Origin of the sequence: Nonomuraea sp. NPDC050394 (assembly GCF_044459065.1) — a bacterium.
Classification (GTDB): domain Bacteria; phylum Actinomycetota; class Actinomycetes; order Streptosporangiales; family Streptosporangiaceae; genus Nonomuraea.
Window position 1 is genome coordinate 217051 of the sequence record NZ_JBITIO010000013.1, and the last position, 24183, is coordinate 241233.

The following is a 24183-nucleotide window of genomic DNA, read 5'->3' on the forward strand; positions in this document are numbered from 1 at the left end:
CCCGGCGCCCACAACACCCCCAAGAGCGGCAGGACCACCTCAAGCGGCACCCCCAAGCGGCGCCCCACCCGAAGCGGCACCCCACTCCAAGCGGCGGCGGCCGGAGACCTCGCCGGCTCGCCAGGGGTTTGCGCGCTCTCGACGCGCGGCGTCCCGTTGCGTTGCGTTGCGGTCCAGGGGCGGCGGCGGGATGCCGCGGCTGTGGTGTCCCGGCGCTCGTTGCGCGGCGGGCCCATGGGCGGCGGTGGTGGGGTGTCGCGGTTTGGCGCCGTGACCGCGCACTCGCGACCCGCGGTCTGGCGCCGTGAGCCAGCGCTCGCGACACATCGCCGCCCCGGGGTCCCGGGTGCTCCCCGTCGGGGTTTGTGGGGCTGGGGGTTGGTTGGGGTGATCTTTCGGGTTATAACCCGAACCATGGAGTTCCAGGGACGTGTAGGGCGGACGTTCGCCGGTTCCGAGTCCTGGTGGCCGCCGCGGCCGTCGCCGGGGCCCGGAGCACCCAACATCGTGCTGGTCCTGGTGGACGACGTGGGCTTCGCCGACCTGGGCTGCTACGGGTCGGAGATCCCCACCCCCCACCTCGACGAGCTGGCCGCCCACGGCACCCAGTGGACCGACTTCCACGTCACCCCCATGTGCTCCCCGACCAGGGCGGCCCTGCTGACCGGTGTCGACCCGCACCGCGCGGGCGTCGGGCATGTGGCCAACTCCGATCCCGGGTTCCCCGGGTACGCGGGGGAGCCGGCCCGTGAGGCGGTCACCATGGCGGAGGTCTTCAGGCAGGCGGGCTGGCTCACGCTGGCCGTCGGCAAGTGGCACCTGACCAAGGACTCCGACATGTCGGATGCCGGTCCCCGCCACGCCTGGCCCCTTCAGCGGGGCTTCGACCGCTTCTACGGCTTCCTGGAGGCGTTCACCAACTTCCACCACCCGCACCGCCTCATCCGCGACAACTCGGCCGTCGAGGTCGACCGCTACCCGGACGGCTACCACCTCACCGACGACCTCACCCGCGAGGCCGTCGCGATGGTCAGGCAGGCGGGCGACCAGCCGTTCTTCCTCTACCTGGCCCACGGCGCCGCCCACGCGCCGCTGCAGGCCCCCGCGGCCGACATCACGCGGTTCGCCGGTCACTACGCCGCGGGATGGGACGCCATCCGGCAGCGGCGCTTCGAACGTCAGCAGGAGCTGGGGCTCCACCCCGAGGGCATCGTCCTGCCGGAGCGCAACGCCGAGGACGGCGACGACGTTCCGGCCTGGGACTCCCTGGACGAGGACACCCGCCGCCTGTTCCAGCGCTACATGGAGGTCTACGCCGCCATGATCGCCGGGATCGACCGCAGCGTCGGCGCCCTGCGTCAGACCCTGCGCGAGCTGGGCAAGCTCGACAACACCATCTTCGTGTTCACCTCCGACAACGGCGCCTCCCGCGAGGGCGAGCGGCACGGGACCACCCAGTACCTGCGCACGCTGCTGTCGGCCAACAGCCGCCACGACCGCGAGGACCCGGCCGCCGACCTGGCCAGGATCGACCTCATCGGCGGCCCCCGCACGCTGTCGCACTACCCGCGCGGCTGGGCCATGGCCTCCAACACCCCCTTCCGCCTGTACAAGCGCAACGCCCACGCGGGCGGCCACGCCGTGCCCCTGCTCGTCTCGTGGCCGGACGGGCTGCCCGGGTGCGGCGGGCTGCGCCACCAGTGGGCCTACGTCACCGACGTGCTGCCGACGCTGATCGAGCTGACCGGGGTGGAGGCGGCGGAGGGGCTGCCGCGCTCGGGTGCCTCGCTGGTGAAGGTGCTGCGCGATCCGCGGGCCGTACACGATCATGTGGAGCAGCACACGGAGCTGCAGGGACACCGCGGACATGTGCGCGGTGAGTGGGAGATCGTGACCAGGCACGCGCCGCTGACGCCGTTCGGCGAGCACGAGTGGGAGCTCTACCACCGCCCCTCGGACCGCACGCAGACGCGCGACCTCGCCGCCCGCCACCCCGGGATCGTGCGCGAACTCGCCGCGGCGTGGGAGCGCGCCGCCCGCGACGGCCAGGTCTACCCGCTCGACGAGGGCTCGCGCCTGCGCTACCTGCTGCGCCCGCCGTGGCAGCAGGACCCCTCCCCGGTACGGCTGACGCCACCCGTCCCCACGCTGGAGCGCTGGCGGGCGCTGCAGCTGATCCAGTGGCGTTCGTTCACGATCACCGTGACCGTCGCGGAGCAGGGACAGGGCGTGCTGGTGGCGCACGGCGGCCAGGGCGGCGGCTACCTGCTGTACGTGGAGGACGGCGAGGTCGTCTTCCTCCACAACGGTTACGGAGAGTTACGCGAGCTGCGGGCCGGGCCGCCGGGGGAGCGGATCGAGGTGGAGGTGCGCGCGCCGGGCAACTGGGTGTGGGAGGCGGCGGTCCGGGTGGACGGCCGCGAGCGCGGGAAGCTGCCCGGACTGCCGATGCTGGCGGCGTTCTGCCCGATGGAGGGCATCGACGTGGGGGCCGACCGGCGTTCGCCGGTATCGTGGGAGGTGTTCGAACGCCATGGGCCCTTCCCGTTCAGCGGGCGGTTGCGTGAGGTGTGTTACACACCGGGTGACTTCGCGCCGGACGCGGGGGCGAACTTCGTGGATCTGGTCAGGGAGATCGGCTTACGCTTTGAATAGGGCGAATAGGCTGTTGAGGTGAAAACCCTCGTCCTGGACGGTGGCCTGGCCACCCACCTCGAAGCGCTCGGCGCCGACCTGCGCGACGAGCTCTGGTCGGCACGGCTGCTCCTGGAGAACCCCGACCTGATCCGCGCCGTGCACGCCGCCTATTTCGCGGCCGGCGCCGACGTCGCCACCACGGCCAGCTACCAGGCTTCGGTGCACGGCTTCATGGCCCGCGGCCTGGACGGTTCCGAGGCCGCGCGGCTGATCACGCTGTCGGTGGAGCTGGCCGCGCAGGCCCGCGACGAGGCCGGTGGCGGCCTGGTCGCCGCCTCCGTGGGCCCCTACGGCGCCTATCTGGCCAACGGCGCCGAGTACACCGGCGACTACGACCTCGACGAGGACGGCCTGCGCGCCTGGCACGAGCCGCGCTGGGAGATCCTGGCGGCCGCCGAGCCCGACATGATGGCCGTCGAGACCATCCCCTCCTACCAGGAGGCGCGCGCGATCGCCCGCCTGCTGGAGGAGACGCCGCAGGTCAAGGTCTGGGTGAGCTTCTCCTGCCGGGACGAGGCGCACCTCAACGACGGCACCCCGATCACCGAGGCGGCCGCGCTGTTCTCCGGCAACCCGCAGGTGGTGGCGGTCGGCGTCAACTGCACCGCGCCCCGCCACATCCCCGGCCTGATCTCCCGGCTGACCGAACTGCCGGTCGTCGTCTACCCGAACTCGGGCGAGACCTGGGACGCCGAGAACCGCCGCTGGCTGGGCCTGGCCGACCCGGTGGAGTTCGGCCAGGCGGCCAAGGAATGGCAGGAGCTGGGCGCCTCCCTCATCGGGGGCTGCTGCCGTACCACCCCCGAGCACATCAGGCACGTGGCCGCCGGCGTCGGCTGACGTGACCTGACAGGGACGGCTCCGGGTCGTCAGGTCCGCGTCAGCTCTCCGCCGCATCGTTGGGGACGCAATCGATCCCAACGATCCGGGGGAGTTCCCGATGTCTCATCCACGCCGATGGTGGATCCTCGGCGTTCTGTGTACGGCGCTGCTGGTCCTGACCGTCGACAACATGATCCTCACGCTGGCGATCCCCTCGTTCATGCGTGAGCTGGGAGCCGGCCCCGCCGACGTCCAGTGGATCCTGGACGCCTACATCCTGGTCTTCGCCGGGATGCTGATCACCGCGGGCAGCCTGTCCGACCGCTTCGGCCGCCGCAGGATGCTGATCCTCGGGCTGGTCGTCCTCGGCGCCGCGTCCCTGCTCGCCACGTTCGCGAGCGAGCCCTGGCAGCTGATCGCCTGCCGGGCGGTCATGGGCCTCGGCGGGGCGCTGGCGATGCCCAGCACCATGTCCATCGTCATCGTCGTCTTCGAGGAGTCGGAGCGGCGCAAGGCGATGTCGGTGTGGGGCATGGTCAGCATCGTCGGCCTCGTGGCCGGTCCCACGCTCGGCGGGCTGCTGCTCCAGCACTACTGGTGGGGCGCGGTCTTCCTGGTCAACGTGCCGCTCGTGGTGGCCGCCCTCATCGGCGTCCTCGCCGTCGTGCCGGAGTCTCGGGGGCCGGCACGACGCGCGGACCCGCCGGGCGTGCTGCTGTCGGTCCTGGGAATGGCGGCGCTGGTCTGGGCGATCATCTCGCTGCCGCACGAGGGCTGGTCGGCGCCGGTGATCGTGGCGCTGGCGGCCGCCGTGATCATGCTGGTCGGGTTCGCGTGGTGGGAGGCGCGCACGGAGCATCCGATGCTGCCGCTGGGCATCTTCCGCAACCGCGATTTCACCGTGGCCGCCCTGTCGGTGGTGCTGCTGGTGTTCTCCACGGCCGCGATGCAGCTGGCCCTGACCCAGTTCCTCCAGCTCGTCCTCGGCTACGGGGCCATGACGGCGGCGCTGGCGTTCGTGCCGATGGCCATCGCGGTGCTCATCTTCAACATCGTGGGCGCCACGCTGGGCAAGCGGCTCAGCAACAAGACGCTGATCGTGGCCGGCATGCTGGTCGTCGCCGCCGCGCAGGCCGTCCTGGCCTCCATCGGCCCCGGCGACGGGTACCCGCTGCTGGCCGTGTCGCTGACGCTGATGGGCATCGGCACCGGCATCGCCAGCCCGTCCATCTACGCCACGCTCATGGGCGCCATCCCGCGCGAGCACGCGGGGGTGGGCTCGGCGGTCAACGACACCATCCAGCAGGGCGGCACGGCCATGGGGGTGGCCGTGCTCGGCAGCGTGCTCTCGCTCGGATACACCTCCGCACTGCCGGAGTCCGCACCGGAGGCGGCCAGGGTCTCGCTGACCGACGCCCTGGCCGTGGCCGCCGCGACCGGATCCGACGGGCTGGCGCAGGCCGCGCGTGAGGCGTTCCTGTCGTCCATGTCCCTCGTGAGCGTCGTGGCCGCCGTGCTGTCGGTGGCCGGGACCGTCTTCGCCCTCGTCGGGCTCCGCCGTCCCGCCGCTCCCGCCGAGGCGAGAAAGGAAGAGGACTATGCGACACCTTGACGTCACCGCCTACCGGAACGCCGAGAAGCTGCTGCCGCATCACCGGAACAAGCTCCTCACCGGTGCGAAGGTGCGGCCCATGTGGATCGGCGGCGGGCCGCGCTTCTGGTACCGGGCCGACGGCCGGTTCGTGCTCGTGGACCCGGCCGCGGGCACCCGCGAGCCGGCCTTCGACCACTCGCGCCTGGCCGACGCGCTCGCCAAGGCCTCGGGGCAGGAGGTGGACGCGGCGGCGCTGCCGTTCACCGCCATCGAGACGGACGGGGGAGCGGTCGAGTTCGCCGCGTTCGGTCAGTACTGGCGCTGTCCCTTGGACAGCCACGCGGTGGAGCGCGCCGAGCCGCGGCCGGCGGCGGCCTTCGTCGAGCTCGCCGCGCCCGGCGGGGCGCGCGCGCTCTTCAGCCGCGACCACAACCTGTGGCTGCGCGAGCTTGACGGCGGCCGGGAGCGGGCGCTGACCTCCGACGGCGAGCCGGACCGCGAGTACGGCACCGGCCCCGACTGGTGGCAGAACTCCGTGCTGGTGCGCCGGCTCGGATTCCCCACCATGCCGCCCGCCGCCGCCTGGTCCCCGGACGGCACCCGGGTGGTCACCCACCGCACCGACCAGCGCGGCGTGCGCCGCAACGCCTTCGTCGAGGCGCTGCCCGCCGACCAGGGGCCCCCGATCCTGCACACCCAGCGCTACGCCTACCCGGGCGACGAGCGGATCCCGCTGGCCGAGCTCGTCGTCCTCGACATCACGACCGGCGCCGTCGTGCGCGCCCAGGCCGAACCGCTGCCGATGTCGGTGGTCTCGCCGATCATGACGCGCTGGGTGTGGTGGTCGCCCGACAGCCGCGCCGTGTACTACCTGCACCAGACCCGCGACGGCCGCGGCCTCTCGCTGCGCCACCTCGACCCGGTCACCGGCCGGGTGGACACGCTGCTGACCGAGACCGGCCGGACCCGCGTCGAGCCGAACCAGTGGGCGGAAGGCCAGGCGCCCATGGTCGAGGTGATCTCCGGCGGAGGTGAGGTGCTGTGGTACTCGCAGCGCGACGGCTGGGGGCACCTCTACCTGTACGGCACGGACGGCACGCTCAAGGGCCAGGTCACCTCGGGCGCATGGGCGGTACGCCAGATCCTGCACGTGGACGAGTCCCGGCGGGTCGTCTACTTCACCGCCTCCGGCCTGGTCGCCGGCCACCCGTACCGCCGCACGGTCTGCAGGATCGGGCTGGACGGCAACGGGTTCGCCCGGCTCACCGCCGACGACCTGGACCACGAGGTCGTCGTCGCGCCGGACACATCCTGCTTCGTCGACTCGGCCTCCACCACCGGCACGCCGCCGGTGACGACCGTGCGCCACTGGGACGGCCACATCCTGGCCGAACTGGAACGCGCCGGCGTCGCGGCCCTGCGCGCGACGGGCTGGACCCCGCCGGAGCCGTTCCGCGTCAAGGCCGCCGACGGCCGTACCGACCTGTACGGCCTGCTCCACCTGCCCCACGGCTTCGACCCCGAGCTGCGCTACCCGGTCATCGACCACCCGTACCCGGGACCGCAGACCAACCGCGTCCAGCCGACGTTCGACCAGGGCTACTACGGCTACGAGGCCGAGGGCATGGCCGCGCTCGGGTTCGTCGTGGTCGCGCTCGACGGGCGCGGCTCACCGGGCAGGGACAAGGCGTTCTCCGACGCCTCGCTCGGCAACCTGGGCGACCCCGCCGACCACGTCGCCGCGCTCCGGCAACTGGCGGAGACCAGGCCGTGGATGGACATGGACCGCGTGGGCGTCGCCGGAGCCTCGGCCGGCGGACACCAGGCCGTGCGCGCCATGCTGGAGTACCCCGAGCTGTACAAGGCCGGCGTCTCCAGCTGCGGCAACCAGGACCTGCGCCACACCCACGCCGCGTACGGCGAGCTCTACCACGGCATGATGGGCGAGGCCGACTACGCCGGAGTCTCCACCGTCGACCACGCCGGGCGGCTGCGGGGCAAGCTGCTGCTGATCCACGGCGCCATGGACCCCAACGTGCTGCCCGACCAGACGATGCGGCTGGCCGAACGGCTGATCATGCTGGACAAGGACGTCGAGATGCTGATCGTGCCCGGGGCCGAGCACCTGTTCTTCGGCTACGAGCACCACGTCACCCGCCGCAGGTGGGACTTCCTGGTGCGGCACGTGATGGGCGCCGAGCCGCCGGAACACCGGATCGCGCCGATGGTGTTCGACGCGGAGCTGCTGGCCGCCTGGTTCTGACGGCGCTCACAGCCGCGACAGCGCCTCCCGCCTCGGCAGCCCGGCACCCAGGCGGTACGCGCGGTCGTACTCCGGGGCGCCAAGGCGTTCCCGCAGTTCCCCGGCCAGGGCGGCCAGTTCGGGCTCGCCGCGGTCGAAGGCCCCGCGGACCGCCGCGCTCAGGCCCAGCGCGGTGGCCGCGCCCGCCGGATCGCCCTCCAGCAGGAGCAGCCGGGCCAGCAGCTCCGCGGCGCTCGCGGCGGCGCCCTGCGCGGCGGTGCCGCTGACCGCCGCGGGCAGCAACGCGCGGGCCCGCTCGGCCTGCCCGGCCGCCAGCTGGATGGCCATCCGGTCCGGTGCCACCAGGTCCGCGATGGCCTCCTCCTCGACCGACAGTTCGCGGGCGAGCGCCTCCATGTCGTCGAGGGCGCGTTCCGCCTGGTCCAGCTCGCCGGCCCGGCGGTGCAGGTCGGCGACGCGGCGGTGCAGCTCCAGCTCGGAGTGCCGTCTCACGCCGCCTTCGGCGCGCCGCCGTACCGCCTCGATCTCGCGCCAGGCGGAGGCGGCGTCGCCGGCGCGCACGAACTCGGCGGCCAGCCAGGTGCGGTGCCAGATCTCCTCGCCCGCGCCGAGCTCGGTGGCCACGGTGACGCCGCGCCGGTGGTGCTCAAGGGCCGTGCCGTGGTCGCCGTCGACGGAGGCGGCCTGGGCGGCGGCGAGCAGGGTCCAGGCCAGGCCGTAGCGTTCGCCCAGCTCCTCGAACCCGCGCAGGGCCTTGGCCCGCGCCCTGGTGCCGGCCCGCCAATCGCCCTGCTCGACCAGGACGAAGGCCTCGACCCAGTGCGCGCATGCCCGCACCCAGGGCTCGCGGTGCTCCAGCGCGCGCCGCAGCTCCCGCTCCGCCAGGTCGGCCAGGCCCTGGGTGAACGCGGTGCCGAGGATGACCGGCACGAGCACCCAGTAGTCCTCGATGGCGCCGGTGCGCACGCAGTCGCCGATCAGCGTGCGGATCCGCTCGGCGCTGGGGAACCACGAGCGGTCGTTGGCCAGCTCGTGCATCGCGGTGATGGCCGCCCGCGGTCCTTCCGGGACCGCCTCGCCGAGCTGGAGCACCTCGGCCATGAAGCTCTCGGCCCTGGCGTCGTAGCGGACGTTCCAGTACCAGAACAGGGAAACGGTCAGCCGGGCCGCGGCGCCGGCGTCCCCGGCCGCGACCGCCGAGCGCAGCGCCACCACCACGTTGTCGTACTCGGCGTCGAAGACCGCGAACGCGCCGAGCTGGTCGCGCGTGTGCAGGAGCGGCTCCTGCGCCTCCGCCAGCCGGGTGAAGTGGCCGATCAGCCGGTCGCGTACCGCCTCCTGCTCGCCGCTGCGCGCCAGTTCGTCGGCGGCGAAGGCCCTGACCGTCTCCAGCATCCGGTACCGGCCGCCGGCCGCCTCCACGATCGACTTCTCGACCAGGGCGTCCAGGACGTAAGGGCCGTCCTGCTCGGCGCAGACCGCCGAGACGGCCCCCTCGTCCACGCCGCCCTGGAACACCGAGAAGCGCCTGGCCAGCGCCCGCTCCGGCTCGCTCAGCAGGTCCCAGCTCCACTGGACCACCGCGTGCAGCGTCCGCTGGTGCGGCAGCGCGACCCGGTCACCCGAGGTGAGCAGCCGGAACCGGTCGTCCAGCCGGCGCGCGACCTGCTCGACGCTCATCGAGCGCAGCCGGGCCGCCGCCAGTTCCAGCGCGAGCGGCAGCCCGTCCAGCCGTCGGCAGATGTCCGCGACCGCTTCCGGGTCCGGCGCGAGGCCCGGCCGCACGCTGAGCGCCCGGTCGGTGAACAGCCGCGCCGCCGCCTCCCGCCCGAGCGGGCCGAGCGGGCACAGCGCCTCGCCCGTGATCGCCAGCGGCTCCCTGCTCACGGCCAGCACGATGAGGTACGGCAGCCGCCCCAGCAACGCGTAGACCAGTTCGGCGACGCCATCGACCAGCCGCTCGCAGTTGTCGAGCACCAGCACCGCCTCCCCGCCCGCGAGCAGTTCGGCCACCTGCCCGGCCGGATCGGCCGGCAGCGGGCGCCCCTCCGGCGGCCGGAGGTCGGCCGACCTGAGCGCCCCGAGCACCGCGTCGGCCAGCCGGTCGGCCGTCTCCACCCCCGCCAGCGGCACGAACCACAGCCGGCCGTCGCGGTAGGCCCGGTGCCGGACCACCGCCTCCACCGCGAGCCGGGTCTTGCCCGCGCCGCCGGGCCCCACGACGGTGACCAGCCGGGAGCCCTCCATGAGCGTGAGCACCGTGCGCAGTTCCTCGTCACGGCCGACGAAGCTGGTCAGGCGGGCGGGCAACCGGGGTTCCGCGCGGGCGGCCGGCCGGTCGTAGGAGCCGCGCAGCACGGCCAGATGCGCCTCACGCAGCTCCTGGCCGGGATCGACGCCCAGCTGGTCGGCCAGCGCGGCCCTGACGTTCTCGTAGACCGCCAGCGCCTCGGCCTGCCGGCCCGCCGAGGTCAGCGCCCGCATCCGCAGGACGGCCAGCCGCTCGCGCAGCTGATGGCGGGCACCGGCCGCCTCCAGGTCGGCCAGGACCTCCGCGTGCCGGCCCAGCCTCAGCTCCGCCTCGAACCGCTCCTCGGCCGCCGCCGCCCGCAGCTCCTCCAGCCGGGCGGCGGACGCCCCGGCGAACGCGGCGCCGTCCAGATCCTCCAGCGCCGCTCCGTGCCACAGCCCGAGCGCCTCGGTGAGCAGGGTCGAGGCGGCCTGCGGCCGGTCGGCGGCCAGTTCCTTCCTGCCGCGGGCCAGCAGGTCCTCGAAGCGGTGCGCGTCCACGTCCTCGGCCCGCGCCGCGAGCCGATAGCCGCCGGCGACCGACTCGACCGTCTCGGGGCCGCCCAGCGCCTTGCGCAGCCGCGACACCAGAGCCTGCAGGGCGTTGGCGGCGTCCGCCGGCAGACCGGCGGCCCAGAGGTCGTCGACCAGCGCGTCCGCCGGGACGACCCGGCCCGGGTCGAGGGCGAGCCTGGCCAGCAGGACGCGCAGCCTGGCGCCGCGTATCTCCAGCGGCGACCCGTCGTCGCCGACCGCCCGCACCCGTCCCAGTAGCTCGATCCGCACCCCACCACCCTCTCAGAACGCGTGAGTGCGATTAGGTTGGTGCCCTTCGATTCCTAGGGTCGGTGAGGCACGATGAGGGTTCTCCTGGTGACGACGGTCCTGCTCGGCGGGGTGCTGACGGGCTGCGGCGGGGGCGGTTCCGAGGTGAACATTGGCAGCGAGGCCATGGCGCCGACGCTCGCGAAGGGCACCTCGGCCGGGGTACGGCCGCTGGAGAAGGGCCAGGTGCCCAAAGTGGGGGAGGTCATCGCGTTCAAGGCGCCCGGCTGGGGCCCGGACGGCACGGCCGACGTCTACGTGCGCCGGGTGATCGGGACGCCGGGCAGCAAGGTGCTGTGCTGCGACCCGTCCGGGCGGGTGATGATCGACGGCCAACCCTTGGACGAGCCGTATCTCAGGGGGCGGCCCGCCTCCCTCGTCTCCTTCGACCTCGTGGTGCCCGAGGGCCGCGTGTGGGTCCTGGCCGACAACCGGGCCGCCGCCGTGGACTCGCGTGCCAAGCAGGACCAGCCGGGCCGGGGCGGCATCGCGCTGAGCGACGTGATCGGCGTCGTCGAGCTCCCCTGACGACGGCAGCGGTCAGGGGCCGCCGAACCGACGACGTGAGCGGTCAGGGGTCTGGGGTCCCGGGACTGACGACGTGAGTGGTCAGGGGCCGCGGAACGTGCGGCGGTAGGCGGTCGGGGTCGTGGCGGCGTCGCGGGACAGGTGGAGGCGGAGGTTGGCGGCGGTGCCGAGGCCGCAGCGGCGTGCGACCTCGTCCACGGGCAGGTCCGTGCGCTCCAGGAGGCGACGGGCCCGCTGTACGCGCTGGGCGGCCAGCCAGCGGTGCGGGCTGACGCCGGTCTGGGCGGTGAAGTGGCGGGCGAAGGTACGCGGCGCGAGATGGGCCCGCGCGGCCAGGTCGGCGACGGTGAGCGGGTCGGCCAGCCGTTCCAGGGCCCAGGCGCACACCTCCGCCATCCCGTCGCCGGCGGCGGGGATCGGCTGCTCCAGATACTGGGCCTGCCCGCCCGCGCGGTGCGGCGCCACCACCAGCCGCCGTGCCACCCGCACCGCCGCCTCCGCCCCGTGGTCGCTGCGCACGAGGTGCAGGCACATGTCGATGCCGGCGGCGAATCCGGCGCTGGTCAGCACGTTGCCGGCGCCCGCGTACAGTTTGGCGGGGTCCACCTCGACGCCCGGATGGCGTGCGGCGAGGGCGGGCGCGTCCATCCAGTGGGTGGTGGCGGGGAGCCCGTCGAGGAGCCCGGCGGCGGCGAGGGCGAACGCGCCGGTGCACACCGAGACCATGCGCGCGCCGCGTGCGGCCGCCTCGCGCAGCGCCTCCAGGACCGGCTCCGCGGGCTCGTCCAGCGGCGCGTAACCGGGGACCACGACGGTGCCGGCCTCACGCAGCGCGTCCAGGCCGTGCGCGACGACGATCTCGAACCCCGTCGTGGCCGGTACCGGGCCGGGGACCTGCGCGCAGACGGCGAAGGAGTACTCCTCGCCGCCGAAGACCTCCGCCGGGATGGCCAGGTCGAAGGCCACCACCGACGGCAGCGCCAGCGCCACCACACGATGCATGGCAGGATTCTTACGGATATCGGCATTCCTGTCACTCGTCAGCCGGTGCCGGGCGGCGACAGGATCGGAGCATGCGATTCATCGACGCCCTGTCGTTCACCGCCAACCGCCCCTGGGGCGCGCTGGACATCACCGAGATCGACCGGGCCACCGTGCGCCTGCACTGGACGGACACGCCGTACGTCTGGCACGTCAACGACGGTCCCGAGGTCTTCGTGGTCCTGGACGGCGCCGTGGACATGCGCTATCGGCGCGACGGCGAGGAGCACGTCGAGCGCCTCACCCCGGGCCGCGTCTGCCACGCCGAGCCCGGCGACGAGCACGTCGCGCACCCGGTCCCCGAGGCCCGCATCCTGGTCGTCGAACGGAAGGGCAGCCGCTGAGGGCGGGCAGGGGTGCGGCGGGCTCGTGCGGGAGCCCGCCGCGCCTACCGCGTCGTGCAGGGGAGGAGCTGGCCGGGTGCGGTGTTAAACCTTCCGGTCCGGGGTCTCGGCGGCGGTGGCCTGGCTGAGGATGGCGGTCAGCGCGGCGATGGAGGCGCGGGCCGAGCGGATGCGCGCGCTGCCCGCCTCGTCCTTCCAGCCGAGCTTCAGACCCTCCTCGGCCAGGTCGCCGAAGGCGGAGAAGGCGGCCAGCTTCTGCTGGAGCACCTTGGACCAGGCGTCGTCCTCGATCTGGTAGTACACGGTCCGTTCGCCCGGCTTGCGGAAGCGGCGTACCAGCCGGATGGAGGTGAGCAGTTGCATGTTCGTGGTGAGCGAGGCCCGGCTGGCGCCGATGGCCTCGGCGATCTCGCCGGCGGTCTGCTCGGGCGGGTCGCAGGCCATGAGCCAGCCCAGGACGCGTCCGGTGATCGGCGCCAGCCCCCATTCCTCCGAGACGAACGTGGCCACGCGCTCGACCCACTCGAGTGCCCGCTCGCGGTCGGGGCCGTGCGGAGAGGTCATGGCGCCAGCCTATCGTGTTTCAGTTGTTTCAGGCGCTTCTAAAATTAGCCGATGCGCAGCGCCTCCTTGAGGAAGACGCGGTAGACGCTCGGGGTGCCTTCGGTGGTGATGACCTCCACGATGGAGCGGACGTTGCGATCCTCCACCGCCTCCCTGATGAGCGCGTCGGCCAGGTCGCGGCGCGCGGTGAACCGCCCGATCATCTGGGGGGCGCCGACGGTGTAGCGGGTGACCGCCGCGCCGTCGAACAGCCCGGACGGGCGCACGATGGTCCAGTCGAGGTCCGTGCCGGAGACGATGCGCTCCATGAGCGCGGCGTCCTCATAGAGCGGGCGGCCCATCCGCAGCAGCATGGGCACGACCACCTTCCGGTACACGAAGGTCTCGCCGGGCGGGGGCTTCATCGGCACGCCGGTCGAGGTCGTGCAGACCAGGCGGCGTACGCCGTGCTCGGCCATGGCCGCGGTGATGTGCCGCGCCGACCGCGAGCCCGTGGTGACGGCGGGCGACTTGTACGGCACGCCGAGCGAGGAGATCACCGCGTCGTGCCCCCGCACCACGCGGCTGACGGCCGCGGGGTCGAGGGCGTCGGCCCGGACGACGTCGAGGCCCGGATGGGTGATCGGGAACTCCTCCGGACGGCGGGTCACCGCGGTGACGACGTGCCCATCGCCGAGCGCCTGGGCCGTGGTGAGCCGGCCCGTGGGTCCGTTGGCGCCGAAGATCACGAGCTTCATGTGCCTGCCTCTCCAGGTGGGTGACCTGAACTATATTCATTATAGATAGTGTCAAGTCAAATGGAGAGATCGTGACGCGGCGCCGGTACGCCTCGCCGCGCTCGTCAGTGAGCGGGGCTGGACGCCGGGGCGCGTCGAGGCGTGGTGGCGGCGGGCTCCGGCACGAGAGCCGCCGGCCTGAGCAGCCACCGCTCGACCGCACCGGTCATCTTCGCCCCCGCCAGGAGCGCCGCCGCCTTGGCCGCGGCCGGGGTCGTGCCGGGCTTCTGGGCGAGGATCACACCGAGCACCAGGTGGCCCCGCACCCGGGAGGCCCACATCAGATTGCCGCCCGCGGCCGTGCCCGAGCCGGTCTTGATGCCGATGACGCCGTGCTCGTTCAGCAGGGTGTTGGTGTTGGGCAGTCTCTGCCCGCCGCCGGGGACGGGCGTCCCGGCCATCGCCACCACCTCACGGAAGACCGGGTCGGCCATGGCCGCCCTGGCCAGCTTCAGCTGGTCGGTGGCGGTGCTGACCGTGCTGTCCTCGTTGCCGCTGGCCCCGGTGTACGTGGTGTCGCGCATGCCGAGGCGGCGGGCGGCGGCGTTCATCTTCGCGGTGAAACGCTCCTGCGATCCGGCGTCCCAGCGGGCCAGGAGGCGGGCCACGTTGTTGCCGGAGGGGACCATCATCAGCTCCAGCAGGTGGCGCAGCCGTACCTGCTGGCCCGCCCTGACCGGGGCGGTCGACTCCTCGCGGGAGTGCGACTCGTCGGCGGCGGTCCGGTCCACCTCGATCAGCGGGCCCCGCTCACCGGGGCGCAGGCGGTGGCCGCGCAGGACCACGTAGGCGGTCATCACCTTCGCGACGCTGGCGATCGGGACGGGCTCGCCGTCACCGCTGGTGCCCAGGCTGCCCATGCCCTCGACCTCGACCGCGGCCTGCCCCTCGTCCGGCCAGGGCAGCGGCACGCCGGACTTGGGGGTCGCCGATACGGCGGCGCAGCCGGACACCGCGCCTGCCAGCAGGAGGAACAGCAGGAAAAGTCGCATACCGCCCAGAGTGGGTGGTGCACGCATCCGGCCCGCCGTACACGTGTGTTGGGTGGCGCTCAGGTTTGTATCGGCCCGGCATCACCGGCAGCCAAGGGGGCCGCCGGTGATCAACCTCGGTACTTGGCGCCCCACCAGGTCGCCTCGCGCAGCCCGCCGAGCTCCACGGCCCGCCCGGCGATCAGCCGCGCCGTCCGGCGCCGTTCACCAGGGAGTCGTCCAGCAGGCGGCCGTACTCGCGGGCCGCGGCCCCCTTGGGCACGAACGCGGCCGGATCCTTCGCCCGCGTGGGGCCGGAGCGGTCGGCCAGGACGACGTTCGTGGAGACGGGCGTGGCTCACCCGCCCTCGTCGGCCGTGCGCGGCTGCGGAATCCGGGCGCTGGCCTGCCCGCCGGGCTCCTGTGGCGGCTCGGCGGCGGGCTCCTCGGGCTCGTCGTCGTCCGGATCGGGCACGGCCACGTGCTCCTGGACCCGCTCCCCGTGCCAGGCCCGCCGCTCCGGCCCCGCGTCCTCGCCCGGGGCGGTGCCGAACATCTCGGGCTCGGGACCCTCCGCGTCCTGGCCCATGCCGAACACGTGGAGCATCGGGTCGTTCTCGTTGTAGGGCAGCAGCTCGTTCCGCAGCATCTCGCCCACCAGGTCGTACCTCGGCAGGTCGTAGGCCTTGACCATCTTGCGCAGCAGGTCCTCCACGCTCACCGCGAAGTCGTAGTGCCCCGCGCCGCGCAGCTGCTTGATGACGTCCTGGTAGAAGCCCGCGGCGAACGTGACGTCGCGCCTGCGCCGCCAGTGCATGCTGGCCACCGTCTCGGTCACCTGCCGTCCGTGCTCTGCCAGCCGGATCGCGAACGGCAGCCGCCAATCGTGCGTGAGCTTGCCCGGATCGGCGCCCAGGAACACCAGCCACTCGTCGCGCAGCTTGGTCAGGGTGCCGATGGCCTGCGTGGAGTCGTGGGCGTGCGCCGCCCAGGACAGGCTCGCCCGCCACTCCTTCTCCTGGTAGGCGCGCACCGGCTCGGCCACGTCGATCTCGACCCAGGCGGTGCAGGTCGCGCTCATGTCCGCGCGCGTGGTGGTGCCGAGCAGCACGGGCCCGTCGTCGGTGAGCGTCTTGTTGGCCGCGTCCTCGGCGTCCTTGGCCGCGTAGGGCGGGAACTCCCGCACCGCGGCGCGTACCATCCGCCGGATGGCCTGCTCGTCCAGGCGCCGCCGCTCGCCGACGAAGTCCTCCATCTTGCCGCGGTCGGGTCCGCCGCGGGCGCACCAGCAGCACCGCACGGTCACGGTGAAGGAGAAGGCGTCGTCGCGGGCGGGGGTGGTGAAGGTGAAGCCGCCGATCACGTTCACCGGCGGGACCTCGGGGGTGAGCCGGCGGAACCAGCTCAGCAGGCGCCGGCCCAGACCCGGCCGCGAGGGCCGGGGTATTGCAGTGGTTGCCGTCATATGACGTCCTCAAGTGTCAGATATAGGGGAATGCCTGGAACGCGGCGCCCCCACGGCGCCGCTTCCACTGCTCGATCTGGTGGTAGAACCGCTTGCGCTCCAGGCGGCTACGGGTGGCGAGCGGGACCACGAGCTCGCGTACCGGCTCGACCAGGGCCTCGTCGCCGTCCGCCGCCTCGACCCAGCGGCGCAGGACCTGCCACGCGCTCTCGCCCATGTCCCGGTCGGCGAGGCTGAGCTGCCACAGCGGGCGCACCCCGGCCGCGGAGACCTCGCCGGCCGCCAGCATGCGCAGCAGCGCGGGCGTACGGGGTACGGCCGTGCCCGGCGCGGGCAACCTGGCCACGCGGACCATCGCGCGCACCGCCACCTTGCGCCGGACGAACGCCGCCACCGGCTCCCTGCCGTCCCGCGGCCCGCCCGACCATCCGCGCAGCTGGTTCAGGACCTGGTGGGCCGCGCCGCCCGCGAAGATCTCGGTGACGACGCGGGCGATCCTGGACAGCCCGACCTCGGCCGCCACCCGGGCACCGTCCCCGGGGCCGGCGTCAGTGGCGGCCTCGTGCAGGAGGTCGTCGATCGCCCGCAGCGCGTCGCCGGGGAACAGGGCGCCGATCCGCGTGCCGTACGCGTCGATGAGGGCGCCGGGCGCCGGCCGCGAAGCACCCGGGTTCAGCAGGCGGCGGACCCGCTCGGCGGTGCGCTGGTCGGCGCCGGCGGCGGCCTCCAGCGCCAGGCTGAAGGCACGGTGGTGCAGCGGGCTGGGCGAGTCGCGCCAGGGGAGCAGCGTGGAGCCGGCGACGTGCTCGAAGTCGAGAACGGCGAACATCCCGACGGCCTGCGCGGCCTGGACGCGGATGGCCGGATCCTCCTGCTCGGCCTGCGCCCGCAGCCAGCCGAGGATCGTGGCCCGCAGGCCCGGCAGGTCGCGCCAGGCCACGGTCAGCACGTCCCGGCCGAGTGACTCGGGCAGCAGGATCACCCGGGGGTCGCGGCCACGCCGGGCCGCCTCCTCGTCCATGCCCTTGAATCCGCTGACGAAGACGTCCAGGTTCTCCGGCAGGGAGCGCAGGAACGGGTTCGGCGGGATCGTCTGGCCCGGCATGCTCTCCCGCAGCCGGTCCGCCGCGCGCACGACCTTCCCGACCGGCTGCCCCTGGAACACGGCGGCGGCCACCAGCGGCAGCGCCAGATACCGGGGATCGACGTCGTGGAAGCACGCGCGCAGCCGTTCCCTGCGCCGCCCCGGCAGCCGGGTCAGCACGTCCCCGGCCGAGGTGCCCGCCAGGAGCTGGATGGCCAGGTCGCCGGACAGGCGTACCGCCTCCGCGGGAAACCGCAGCGTGCCCACCTCCAGCAGGAGGGCGTCGGAGCTCAGCAGGCGGCGCGCGTTCTCCATGACCTCGGCCGCCGCGTCCTCCAGCCGTCCCCACAGGTGGTTCTCCAGCACGCTCAGCAGGTCGGGACATTCGTGCGTGACCACCTCCGCCGCCCCGTGGAGATCTTCGGCCAGGGCGGGCCCGGCGGCCAGCACGATCACCCATGACCGCCTGCCCGCCGCCCGCTTCAGCGCGTCCAGATGGGCGCGGTTGACCCGCCCGCCCAGCCCGGACGCGTCGAGCACGTAGGCCCGCTCGGGCTCCACGCGCCAGCCCGCCAGCCGGCCTGGCGCCGGATCGCCCGGCGGCTCGGGGAACAGCGCCTCGATCGTGCCCACCTCGGCGATCTCCACCGGGAACTCGTGCGCCCGCGGCACCGGGACGATCGCCGACAACACCCGCAACGCGCTGTCGCGCCGCCCCGTCGACGCCTCCCCGCACAGCACGACCGCCCGATGCCGCGCCACGCTCGCGCGCAGCCACTCGTCGGAGCCGGTGCCGACATGGAGCCGGTGGCGCAGGTCCAGGTCGTCCCGCGTCAGCCCGCCGAACCTGGGAGGCGTGACGAAGTCCTGGGTGACCTGGTAGACGGTGTGCATGTTGACCGTGTCGGCGTGGTAAGTGTGCACGTCGCGGGCGGCCCAGGACGTCGTGTGGTCGCGGCCCGCGCCGCCGGGGCCTGCGTACCAGGCCGGGCCGAACAGGTACCGCAGACCGTCGGCCCGCCGTCCGCGCTCGGTGTCGGCCTGGCGCTGTTCTTCCTCGGCGCTGGGCTCGGGTTCCTCGCGTGGCGGGGGGTCGTTCTGGTCCCGCGGGGGGTCGGGTCGCGGCTCTTCCTTCCGGTACGGCCCGCCGTACGGCATGAGCTCGGTCATGGCCGGTTCCCGAGGTTGATGGTGTCGGCATGGTAGGAGTGGATGGCGCCGTCGCCGTAAGTGTTGTTGGTGACGGTGTCCCGCCTACCAGGGGCCGCCGGCTGTTGTGGCGCGCCGGGTTCCGGCGGGTCGGCGCGGGTCACGGTGACGGGTGGCGCCGGCGTGCCGGGGAGGTCGATCGCCTCGGGCCGGTACAGGTCCGGGTCCGACTTGAGCATCCTGCGTTCCAGGTCGCGCAGGAACTCCGGAGCACTGGGCACGCCCTGCAGCACCCGATGGGCCAGTTCCCAGCGGTGGTCGCGGAAGTAGGCGTGCATGAGCAGCCACGCGGCGGCCACGTTGTTCCGGTCCTGCTCCACCACGGCCTTGAGCGGGGCGATCTGCTCGCTGTGATCCCCGCCCTTGATGCGGGCGGCGGCCAGGACCAGCCGCGCCTGCGTGACCTCCGTGCTCAGCGCCTCGCGGTACCGGCCCATCAGGCGGCCGTCCAGGCCGGTGAGCGGCTCGCCCTTCGAGCGGGCCAGCGCCTGGCTGAGCATCCGCACCGCGGGGGTGTCCTCGCCGGTGGCCAGGAGGTGGACGGCCTGCCGTACCTCCTCGCGGAACAGACGGACGTCCACGTGCTCGTCGGCGATCCGCAGCCGGTAGGACAGGCCCTCCTTACCGAGCGCCGCCGTGATCCCCGCGTCCTTGAACGCCTTGCGTACGGCGCTGGCCAGACCGTGCAGGGCGTCGGCCGGGTAACCGTCGGCGGGCCGGCCCTGCCAGACCCACTCCTTCAATCTGTCGTGGGAGAGGGGTTTGCCCCCGGCTTCCACGAGTGCCACGATCATGCGCTTGACCTGCGGGCCGCCCAGGGAGAAGCGCGAGTCTCCCCGCAGGACCTCCACCGGGCCGAGCAGGCTCAGCACCGGCGGCGGGCCTTCGCGGACCGCTATTTCCGCTGTCATTTCCCTCGTCTACCTCCTTCGAAAGGTCTCCGGAAATCCGGAGCAACGGCTTGGCGCGGCCCAGGAGAACTTCGGAGTATTCCCAGGTCACGGCCAGATGGTTGCCAGTGAAGCCTTGGACTCTGGAGTCAGGAAGAAACACCCGACACCAGGAAGGGAAGGGCTCGAGATGAGCAGGATCACGCTGGAGACGCCGGTGGAGTTCCGCGGCGCGTGCGAGGGCGGCACCTGCGTGGAGGTGGCCATGGTGCAGGTCGTGGCCGTACGCGACTCAAAGGACCCGCACGGGCCGGTGCTGCTGTTCGACGGCAAGGAGTGGGAGGAGTTCACCGGGGCGGTGAAGGCCGGCGAGTTCGACGTGCCGGGTGGGTGGGCCGCGATCGCCTGACGCGTTGAGCGGCCGTCCGGGCGACCCCCACCCGGACGGCCGCGACTCGGACCACGCCTGGCCGGGCACCCACGTCGCACGCGGCCCTCGCGCGGAACCCCCACACCCCCAGCCCACCCCCGGCCGGAGGGCACCAGGTCCGACAGCCTGCGGTCTGACAGCCTGCGGTCTGACAGCCTGCGGTCTGACAGCCTGCGGTCTGACGGTCCCTGGTCTGACAGCCTGCGGTCTGACGGTCCCTGGTCTGACAGCCTGCGGTCTGACGGTCCCTGGTCTGACGGCCTGTGGTCTGACCCCCTCCTGTCCGACCACCGCCTTCGACCCGACCGCCTCCTGCCCGGCCCTGGTTGGCCCGGCAGTGCTCCGGCTTGCCGTTCCGGGACTGGCCGACCCGGGACTGGCCGACCCGGGGCTGGTAGACCCTAGGCTGGACGATCCGGGACTGGCCGACCTGGGGCTGGTAGACCCGAGGCTGGACGACCCGGGGGTGGCCGACCTGGGGCTGGTAGACCCGAGGCTGGACGACCCGGGGGTGGGCGGCCTGGGGGTGGACGGACTGGGGGTGGACGGACTGGGGGTGGGCGGCTTTTGGGCGTGTGGCGCCGGGTCCGGTGGGCGTGGGGCGGGGGGTAAGGGTGGTGTGGGCATGGTTCAGCCTCCGGCCCGGATGGTGGTGCTGATCTCGGACAGGAAGGACCGGGCCTCGTCGTCGAAGACCGCCATCCGGCGCAGCGACGTCCACCGGTCGTGGTAGAGGCTCACGCTCTCGGTCCCCTTGACGACCAGGTTGGCGTGCACCGTCTCCACGGTCACCACCGCGCCGTCCTCCTCCTCGTCTTCGTGCTCGTCGCCGGTCGCGCCACCGTCCGCCTCGAACATGACGAACGCGTGCGCCATGCTGGTGACCGCCTCGGTGGCGAGCGGGATGAGGCCGATGGAGACGTTCTCCAGGGTGCTGAGCGACGCGATCCGGTCGAGCTGGGCCAGCAGCAGGCGCGGCGGCCCCGGCCGCCATCGCAGGGCCGCCTCGGTGATGAGGAACTCGAAGCGCTTGGCCTCGTCGTACAACGCGAGCTGCCGGTCCAGCCGGGCGGCGAGGACGGTGGCGAGCTTGTCCTCCGCGTACCCGGGCTGGAACAACGTCAGCACCCGCTTCACGTACTCGGCCGTCTGCAGCAACCCGGGCACGAGCGCCGGCTGGAACGTACGAATCACCTGCGCCCTCCGCTCCAGCTTCTGGATCTCCCCCTGCAGATGCGGCCGGTTACGCAGGGCCGCCCGCCACGTCTGCACCTCGGTGAAGGCCGCCTGGGTCAGCGAGGCGAGTACCTGCCGGGTGTCATCCGGCGCGTTCACCGCCTCGGCCCACGCCATCACCTGCGAGAACGACGGCATCGCCGCACCGGCTTCGATCCGCGAGACCTTGGACTGGCTGATCCCGATCTGCTCGGCGAGATCTCGTCCGGAGACGCCGGCCATGTCACGCAAACGCCTCAACTCTGCTCCAAGCCATTGCCGCTTGATCTGCGGATCCATACCGTCGTCCGTCACCACAGGCACGTGCCTCCCGCATCGTCCGAAACCCCCGCGCGTGTCCGATGCGCAGTGATTCGACATGATTCAATATGATGCGAGTTTGTGGGTGATTCAGTGGGTAGTCAACCACCGTACAGGTGGCAGCTCCCCAGTTAGCGGTATAAAGACCGAAATATATGTCTCATAGCGACTTAGCATGATTCACCCGCAACCCCACCCCGGGCCCCATGACCTCGCTATGCTCCCGCGCGCCCCACCACCCCCACCCCTCTCCTCAGCCCCACCCCTCATGCCCCTTGTCTCGCGCTGCTCGGTGCGGCCGGGCTCGCGCATCTCTTGGCAGGCCCGGCGCCTCGGGCCTGTCGCATCGCGCGTGGGCCTCTGTGCGCCCGTCGGGTGGCGTGGGTTAAGTGGCGTGGGTTGGGTGGAGCGCGATCGGGTGGCGTGGGTGGGGTTCTCTCGGTCTGTCGCGGCGCAGAAGGGGCCAGCCAGGGCGCGACGGGGTGGTCGCGGCGGGCGTGGCGGGGTGGAGCGGCGTCGAGTCCGTGGCGGGCCCGACGGTGGGAGGTGTCCTTTCCGGGCGTCCGCCTGCGGGGTGCGGGTCTCTGGTTGCGGGCCGGGGGTTGGTTGCGGGCCGGGAGGTGGGGATGCGGGCCGTACCGTGTCTGGTGGGGTGGGGGTGATCTGTGGGGGGCATGCGTAAATAGACGGGAATTTCGTATTTCCCGTGCGCCCACTTAAAGCCTCGGTATGATCTGGCGCCGAGATTAGAACGAGGGCTCGAAAGCGGTTATCTCAAATCCATAAATTCGGATACCCTCAAACGACGGAGCGCCGAACAGTGGGATCTCATGCTGCCAGGTCGAAGCGTAAAAGATCGCGACTGGCGTTAGGGGTGCTCGTGGCCGTCGCGCTTGTCGCCATACCGACGACGAGCGCCGTGGCGGGGGAGTCGGCCCGCCAGGCTCAGAAAACGCAGAAGGCGCAGAAAGCCGAAAAGATGCGGGCGCAGACCGCACCCGACACGCTTCAGGCGAGCCTGTGGAACAAAGGTCCGGTCACAGCCCCGCGCCGCGCCGAGCGGATGCCCCTGGAACTCGGCGTACGCTTCACCGCCGACAGAAACGGCGAGATCGCCGGCATCCGCTTCTACAAGCCGCGCGGCGAGCGCGGCCGCCACGTCGGCACCCTCTGGGACGCCAGGGGCCGCGCGCTGGCCAGGGTGCAGTTCACCGGCGAGACCCGCGAAGGATGGCAGACGGCGCTCTTCGGCACCCCCGTCCCGGTCTGGGCGGGCGCCGTCTACACCGCCTCGTACCACACCCGCCACGGCACCTACGTCGCCCAGCGCGGCGGCCTCTCGCAGCCGGTCGTCTCCGGCCCGCTGTCCGCGCCGTCCGACCGTAACGGCGTCTTCGCGTACGGCAAGCGCTCCCGCTTCCCCTCCTACGCCAACCCGGCCAAGTTCAACTACTTCACGGACGTGATCTTCAACTACCGTCCGTCATCCGGCCCCACCCCGACCGGCAGGCCGACGCCCACGCCCACGGTGACCGCGACGCCGACGACCACGCCGACCAGGCCGACGAGCACCCCCACGAAGCCGACGACCACCCCCACGGTGACCCCGACCGGCACTCCCACCAAGCCGACGACCACCCCGACGCAACCGACCAGCACCCCCACCAAACCGACGAGCACCCCCACGAAGCCGACCAGCACGCCCACCAAGCCCACGAGCACCCCCACCAAGCCCACGAGCACGCCCACGAAGCCGACCAGTACGCCCACCAAGCCCACCGACCCGCCCCCCATGACCGGCTTCCCCAACGAGGGCAACACCGGCCCCACCATCTCCACGTTCAGGAAGATCAAGGGCGGCGAGGTCAAGCAGGACGGCGAGGTCTTCGACGGGGTGGAGGTCAGTGAGGGCTTCGACATCTGGGCCGACAACGTGACGATCCGCAACTGCAGGATCATCGTCGGCGGCTACTGGGGCATCCAGCTACGCGCGGGCCACACCAACCTCACGGTCGAGAACTGCGAGATCGGCTCGAACAAGAAGACCAAGCTCGACATCGGCATCTGGAACGACGGCACCGGCGACATGACCGTTCGCCGCAACAACATCCACACCACGTCGAACGCCGCCATCATGGCCAAGTCCGGAGTCATCGAGGACAACTACATCCACGACATGTGGCAGGCGAACCCGGGTGACCACACCGACGGCATCCAGACCAACGGCAACAAGGAAAAGAACAAGCTGGTGATCCGCCACAACACGATCATCAACCCGGAGAACCAGACCTCGGCCATCATCCTGAGCCCGGTCTTCGGCCCGATCCACGACGTGGAGGTCACCGGCAACCTGCTCGCCGGCGGCGGCTACTGCATCTACGGCGGCGCCAAGCACATCGAGCACCCGTACTCGCCGTACAACGTGGTCATCAAGGACAACGTCTTCAGCCGCCAGGTCTTCAGCAAATGCGGGTACTACGGCCCGATGGCCCACTTCGACGCCAAGGCCGAGGGCAACCTGTGGAGCAACAACCGCTGGGAGGACGGCGGCCAGGCCGTAGGGGCAGGCTGACCCCTCACCCGGGCGGCGGGCCTCCACCCCCGCCGCCCACCTTCCCCGGCAGCCCCCACCCGGCTCCCCGGGGAACCCGTGCGGCAGGCGCGGCAGGTGCGGCCGCCCCTGCCGCACCGGGCGGGCGCACTCTGTCGTAGTCCCGGGAACGGACTTCCGCTCGCCCGAGGTGGCAGGCCCGGCGGGCGTCAGCCCGAGGCGCAATGGTCTTTCGCGCCAACTCGACGAAGATGCCTGGTCCGCTCTGGCGGACGAGCCTGGACAGGGTCGCGGTGCCCGGCAT

General features: G+C 72.5%; 17 protein-coding genes. 8 read left to right on the plus strand and 9 right to left on the minus strand.

Annotated elements, in window-relative coordinates:
- Positions 1 to 414: 414 nt before the first annotated feature.
- The 4 genes from ACIBKY_RS39955 to ACIBKY_RS39970 all read left to right on the plus strand — a co-directional run bounded on the left by ACIBKY_RS39955 (position 415) and on the right by ACIBKY_RS39970 (position 7376).
- On the plus strand, positions 415 to 2655 hold the full coding sequence (locus tag ACIBKY_RS39955) for a sulfatase-like hydrolase/transferase (protein ID WP_397105304.1): 2241 nt from the start codon (positions 415 to 417) through the stop codon (positions 2653 to 2655).
- 18 nt (positions 2656 to 2673) lie between these two features.
- Positions 2674 to 3537, plus strand: a complete 864-nt coding sequence (gene mmuM, locus ACIBKY_RS39960) for a homocysteine S-methyltransferase (RefSeq protein WP_397105306.1) — start codon at positions 2674 to 2676, stop codon at positions 3535 to 3537.
- Positions 3538 to 3637: 100 nt separating this feature from the next.
- Complete coding sequence (locus tag ACIBKY_RS39965) at positions 3638 to 5131, plus strand: MFS transporter (protein ID WP_397105308.1); 1494 nt, start codon at positions 3638 to 3640, stop codon at positions 5129 to 5131.
- The gene (locus tag ACIBKY_RS39970) at positions 5118 to 7376 is read left to right on the plus strand and encodes a DPP IV N-terminal domain-containing protein (protein ID WP_397105310.1); all 2259 of its coding nucleotides are present in this window, start codon (positions 5118 to 5120) and stop codon (positions 7374 to 7376) included. The genes ACIBKY_RS39965 and ACIBKY_RS39970 overlap by 14 nt, the downstream gene beginning before the upstream one ends.
- Before the next feature lie 6 nt (positions 7377 to 7382).
- Here ACIBKY_RS39970 and ACIBKY_RS39975 read toward each other — a convergent pair whose 3' ends face one another.
- Complete coding sequence (locus ACIBKY_RS39975) at positions 7383 to 10451, minus strand: BTAD domain-containing putative transcriptional regulator (protein ID WP_397105312.1); 3069 nt, start codon at positions 10449 to 10451, stop codon at positions 7383 to 7385.
- Between the two features lie 72 nt (positions 10452 to 10523).
- On the opposite strand from ACIBKY_RS39975, the gene lepB reads away from it, so the two are divergent.
- Positions 10524 to 11018: a signal peptidase I gene (gene lepB, locus ACIBKY_RS39980; RefSeq protein ID WP_397105314.1), complete on the plus strand. Its 495-nt coding sequence runs from the start codon at positions 10524 to 10526 to the stop codon at positions 11016 to 11018.
- A gap of 81 nt (positions 11019 to 11099) precedes the next feature.
- On the opposite strand, the gene ACIBKY_RS39985 is transcribed toward lepB, so the two are convergent.
- Complete coding sequence (locus ACIBKY_RS39985) at positions 11100 to 12020, minus strand: helix-turn-helix domain-containing protein (protein ID WP_397105316.1); 921 nt, start codon at positions 12018 to 12020, stop codon at positions 11100 to 11102.
- 71 nt (positions 12021 to 12091) lie between these two features.
- On the opposite strand from ACIBKY_RS39985, the gene ACIBKY_RS39990 reads away from it, so the two are divergent.
- Positions 12092 to 12403: a hypothetical protein gene (locus ACIBKY_RS39990; RefSeq protein WP_397105318.1), complete on the plus strand. Its 312-nt coding sequence runs from the start codon at positions 12092 to 12094 to the stop codon at positions 12401 to 12403.
- 84 nt (positions 12404 to 12487) lie between these two features.
- On the opposite strand, the gene ACIBKY_RS39995 is transcribed toward ACIBKY_RS39990, so the two are convergent.
- The 6 genes from ACIBKY_RS39995 to ACIBKY_RS40020 form a co-directional block, all read right to left on the minus strand.
- Complete coding sequence (locus tag ACIBKY_RS39995) at positions 12488 to 12967, minus strand: GbsR/MarR family transcriptional regulator (RefSeq protein ID WP_397105320.1); 480 nt, start codon at positions 12965 to 12967, stop codon at positions 12488 to 12490.
- Positions 12968 to 13011: 44 nt separating this feature from the next.
- A complete protein-coding gene (locus tag ACIBKY_RS40000) occupies positions 13012 to 13704 on the minus strand; it encodes an NAD(P)-dependent oxidoreductase (protein WP_397105322.1) in 693 nt (230 codons plus the stop codon).
- A gap of 104 nt (positions 13705 to 13808) precedes the next feature.
- A complete protein-coding gene (locus ACIBKY_RS40005; RefSeq protein WP_397105324.1) occupies positions 13809 to 14735 on the minus strand; it encodes a D-alanyl-D-alanine carboxypeptidase family protein in 927 nt (308 codons plus the stop codon).
- A 337-nt stretch (positions 14736 to 15072) separates the two neighbouring features.
- Complete coding sequence (locus tag ACIBKY_RS40010; protein ID WP_397105326.1) at positions 15073 to 16179, minus strand: hypothetical protein; 1107 nt, start codon at positions 16177 to 16179, stop codon at positions 15073 to 15075.
- A gap of 16 nt (positions 16180 to 16195) precedes the next feature.
- Complete coding sequence (locus ACIBKY_RS40015; RefSeq protein WP_397105328.1) at positions 16196 to 18433, minus strand: hypothetical protein; 2238 nt, start codon at positions 18431 to 18433, stop codon at positions 16196 to 16198.
- Positions 18430 to 19383, minus strand: a complete 954-nt coding sequence (locus ACIBKY_RS40020) for a BTAD domain-containing putative transcriptional regulator (protein WP_397105330.1) — start codon at positions 19381 to 19383, stop codon at positions 18430 to 18432. Before ACIBKY_RS40020 ends, ACIBKY_RS40015 begins: the two co-directional genes overlap by 4 nt.
- A 169-nt stretch (positions 19384 to 19552) precedes the next feature.
- Here ACIBKY_RS40020 and ACIBKY_RS40025 point away from each other — a divergent pair, with 169 nt between their 5' ends.
- Positions 19553 to 19771, plus strand: a complete 219-nt coding sequence (locus tag ACIBKY_RS40025) for a DUF397 domain-containing protein (protein ID WP_397105332.1) — start codon at positions 19553 to 19555, stop codon at positions 19769 to 19771.
- 651 nt (positions 19772 to 20422) lie between these two features.
- Here the strand turns inward: ACIBKY_RS40025 and ACIBKY_RS40030 are convergent.
- Positions 20423 to 21307 (minus strand): helix-turn-helix domain-containing protein, encoded by an 885-nt coding sequence (locus ACIBKY_RS40030; protein WP_397105334.1) that lies wholly within the window; start codon positions 21305 to 21307, stop codon positions 20423 to 20425.
- Positions 21308 to 22208: 901 nt separating this feature from the next.
- Between ACIBKY_RS40030 and ACIBKY_RS40035 the strand changes: the two genes are divergently transcribed.
- On the plus strand, positions 22209 to 23900 hold the full coding sequence (locus ACIBKY_RS40035) for a DUF4082 domain-containing protein (protein ID WP_397105336.1): 1692 nt from the start codon (positions 22209 to 22211) through the stop codon (positions 23898 to 23900).
- Positions 23901 to 24183: the final 283 nt, after the last annotated feature.

Coding starts and splice junctions, on each gene's coding strand:
- ACIBKY_RS39955 (WP_397105304.1), top strand. CDS start 415: ATGGAGTTCCAGGGACGTGTAGGGCGGACGTTCGCCGGTTCCGAGTCC.
- ACIBKY_RS39965 (WP_397105308.1), top strand. CDS start 3,638: ATGTCTCATCCACGCCGATGGTGGATCCTCGGCGTTCTGTGTACGGCG.
- ACIBKY_RS39970 (WP_397105310.1), top strand. CDS start 5,118: ATGCGACACCTTGACGTCACCGCCTACCGGAACGCCGAGAAGCTGCTG.
- lepB (WP_397105314.1), top strand. CDS start 10,524: ATGAGGGTTCTCCTGGTGACGACGGTCCTGCTCGGCGGGGTGCTGACG.
- ACIBKY_RS39985 (WP_397105316.1), bottom strand. CDS start 12,020: ATGCATCGTGTGGTGGCGCTGGCGCTGCCGTCGGTGGTGGCCTTCGAC.
- ACIBKY_RS39990 (WP_397105318.1), top strand. CDS start 12,092: ATGCGATTCATCGACGCCCTGTCGTTCACCGCCAACCGCCCCTGGGGC.
- ACIBKY_RS39995 (WP_397105320.1), bottom strand. CDS start 12,967: ATGACCTCTCCGCACGGCCCCGACCGCGAGCGGGCACTCGAGTGGGTC.
- ACIBKY_RS40000 (WP_397105322.1), bottom strand. CDS start 13,704: ATGAAGCTCGTGATCTTCGGCGCCAACGGACCCACGGGCCGGCTCACC.
- ACIBKY_RS40005 (WP_397105324.1), bottom strand. CDS start 14,735: ATGCGACTTTTCCTGCTGTTCCTCCTGCTGGCAGGCGCGGTGTCCGGC.
- ACIBKY_RS40010 (WP_397105326.1), bottom strand. CDS start 16,179: ATGACGGCAACCACTGCAATACCCCGGCCCTCGCGGCCGGGTCTGGGC.
- ACIBKY_RS40015 (WP_397105328.1), bottom strand. CDS start 18,433: ATGACCGAGCTCATGCCGTACGGCGGGCCGTACCGGAAGGAAGAGCCG.
- ACIBKY_RS40020 (WP_397105330.1), bottom strand. CDS start 19,383: ATGACAGCGGAAATAGCGGTCCGCGAAGGCCCGCCGCCGGTGCTGAGC.
- ACIBKY_RS40025 (WP_397105332.1), top strand. CDS start 19,553: ATGAGCAGGATCACGCTGGAGACGCCGGTGGAGTTCCGCGGCGCGTGC.
- ACIBKY_RS40030 (WP_397105334.1), bottom strand. CDS start 21,307: ATGGATCCGCAGATCAAGCGGCAATGGCTTGGAGCAGAGTTGAGGCGT.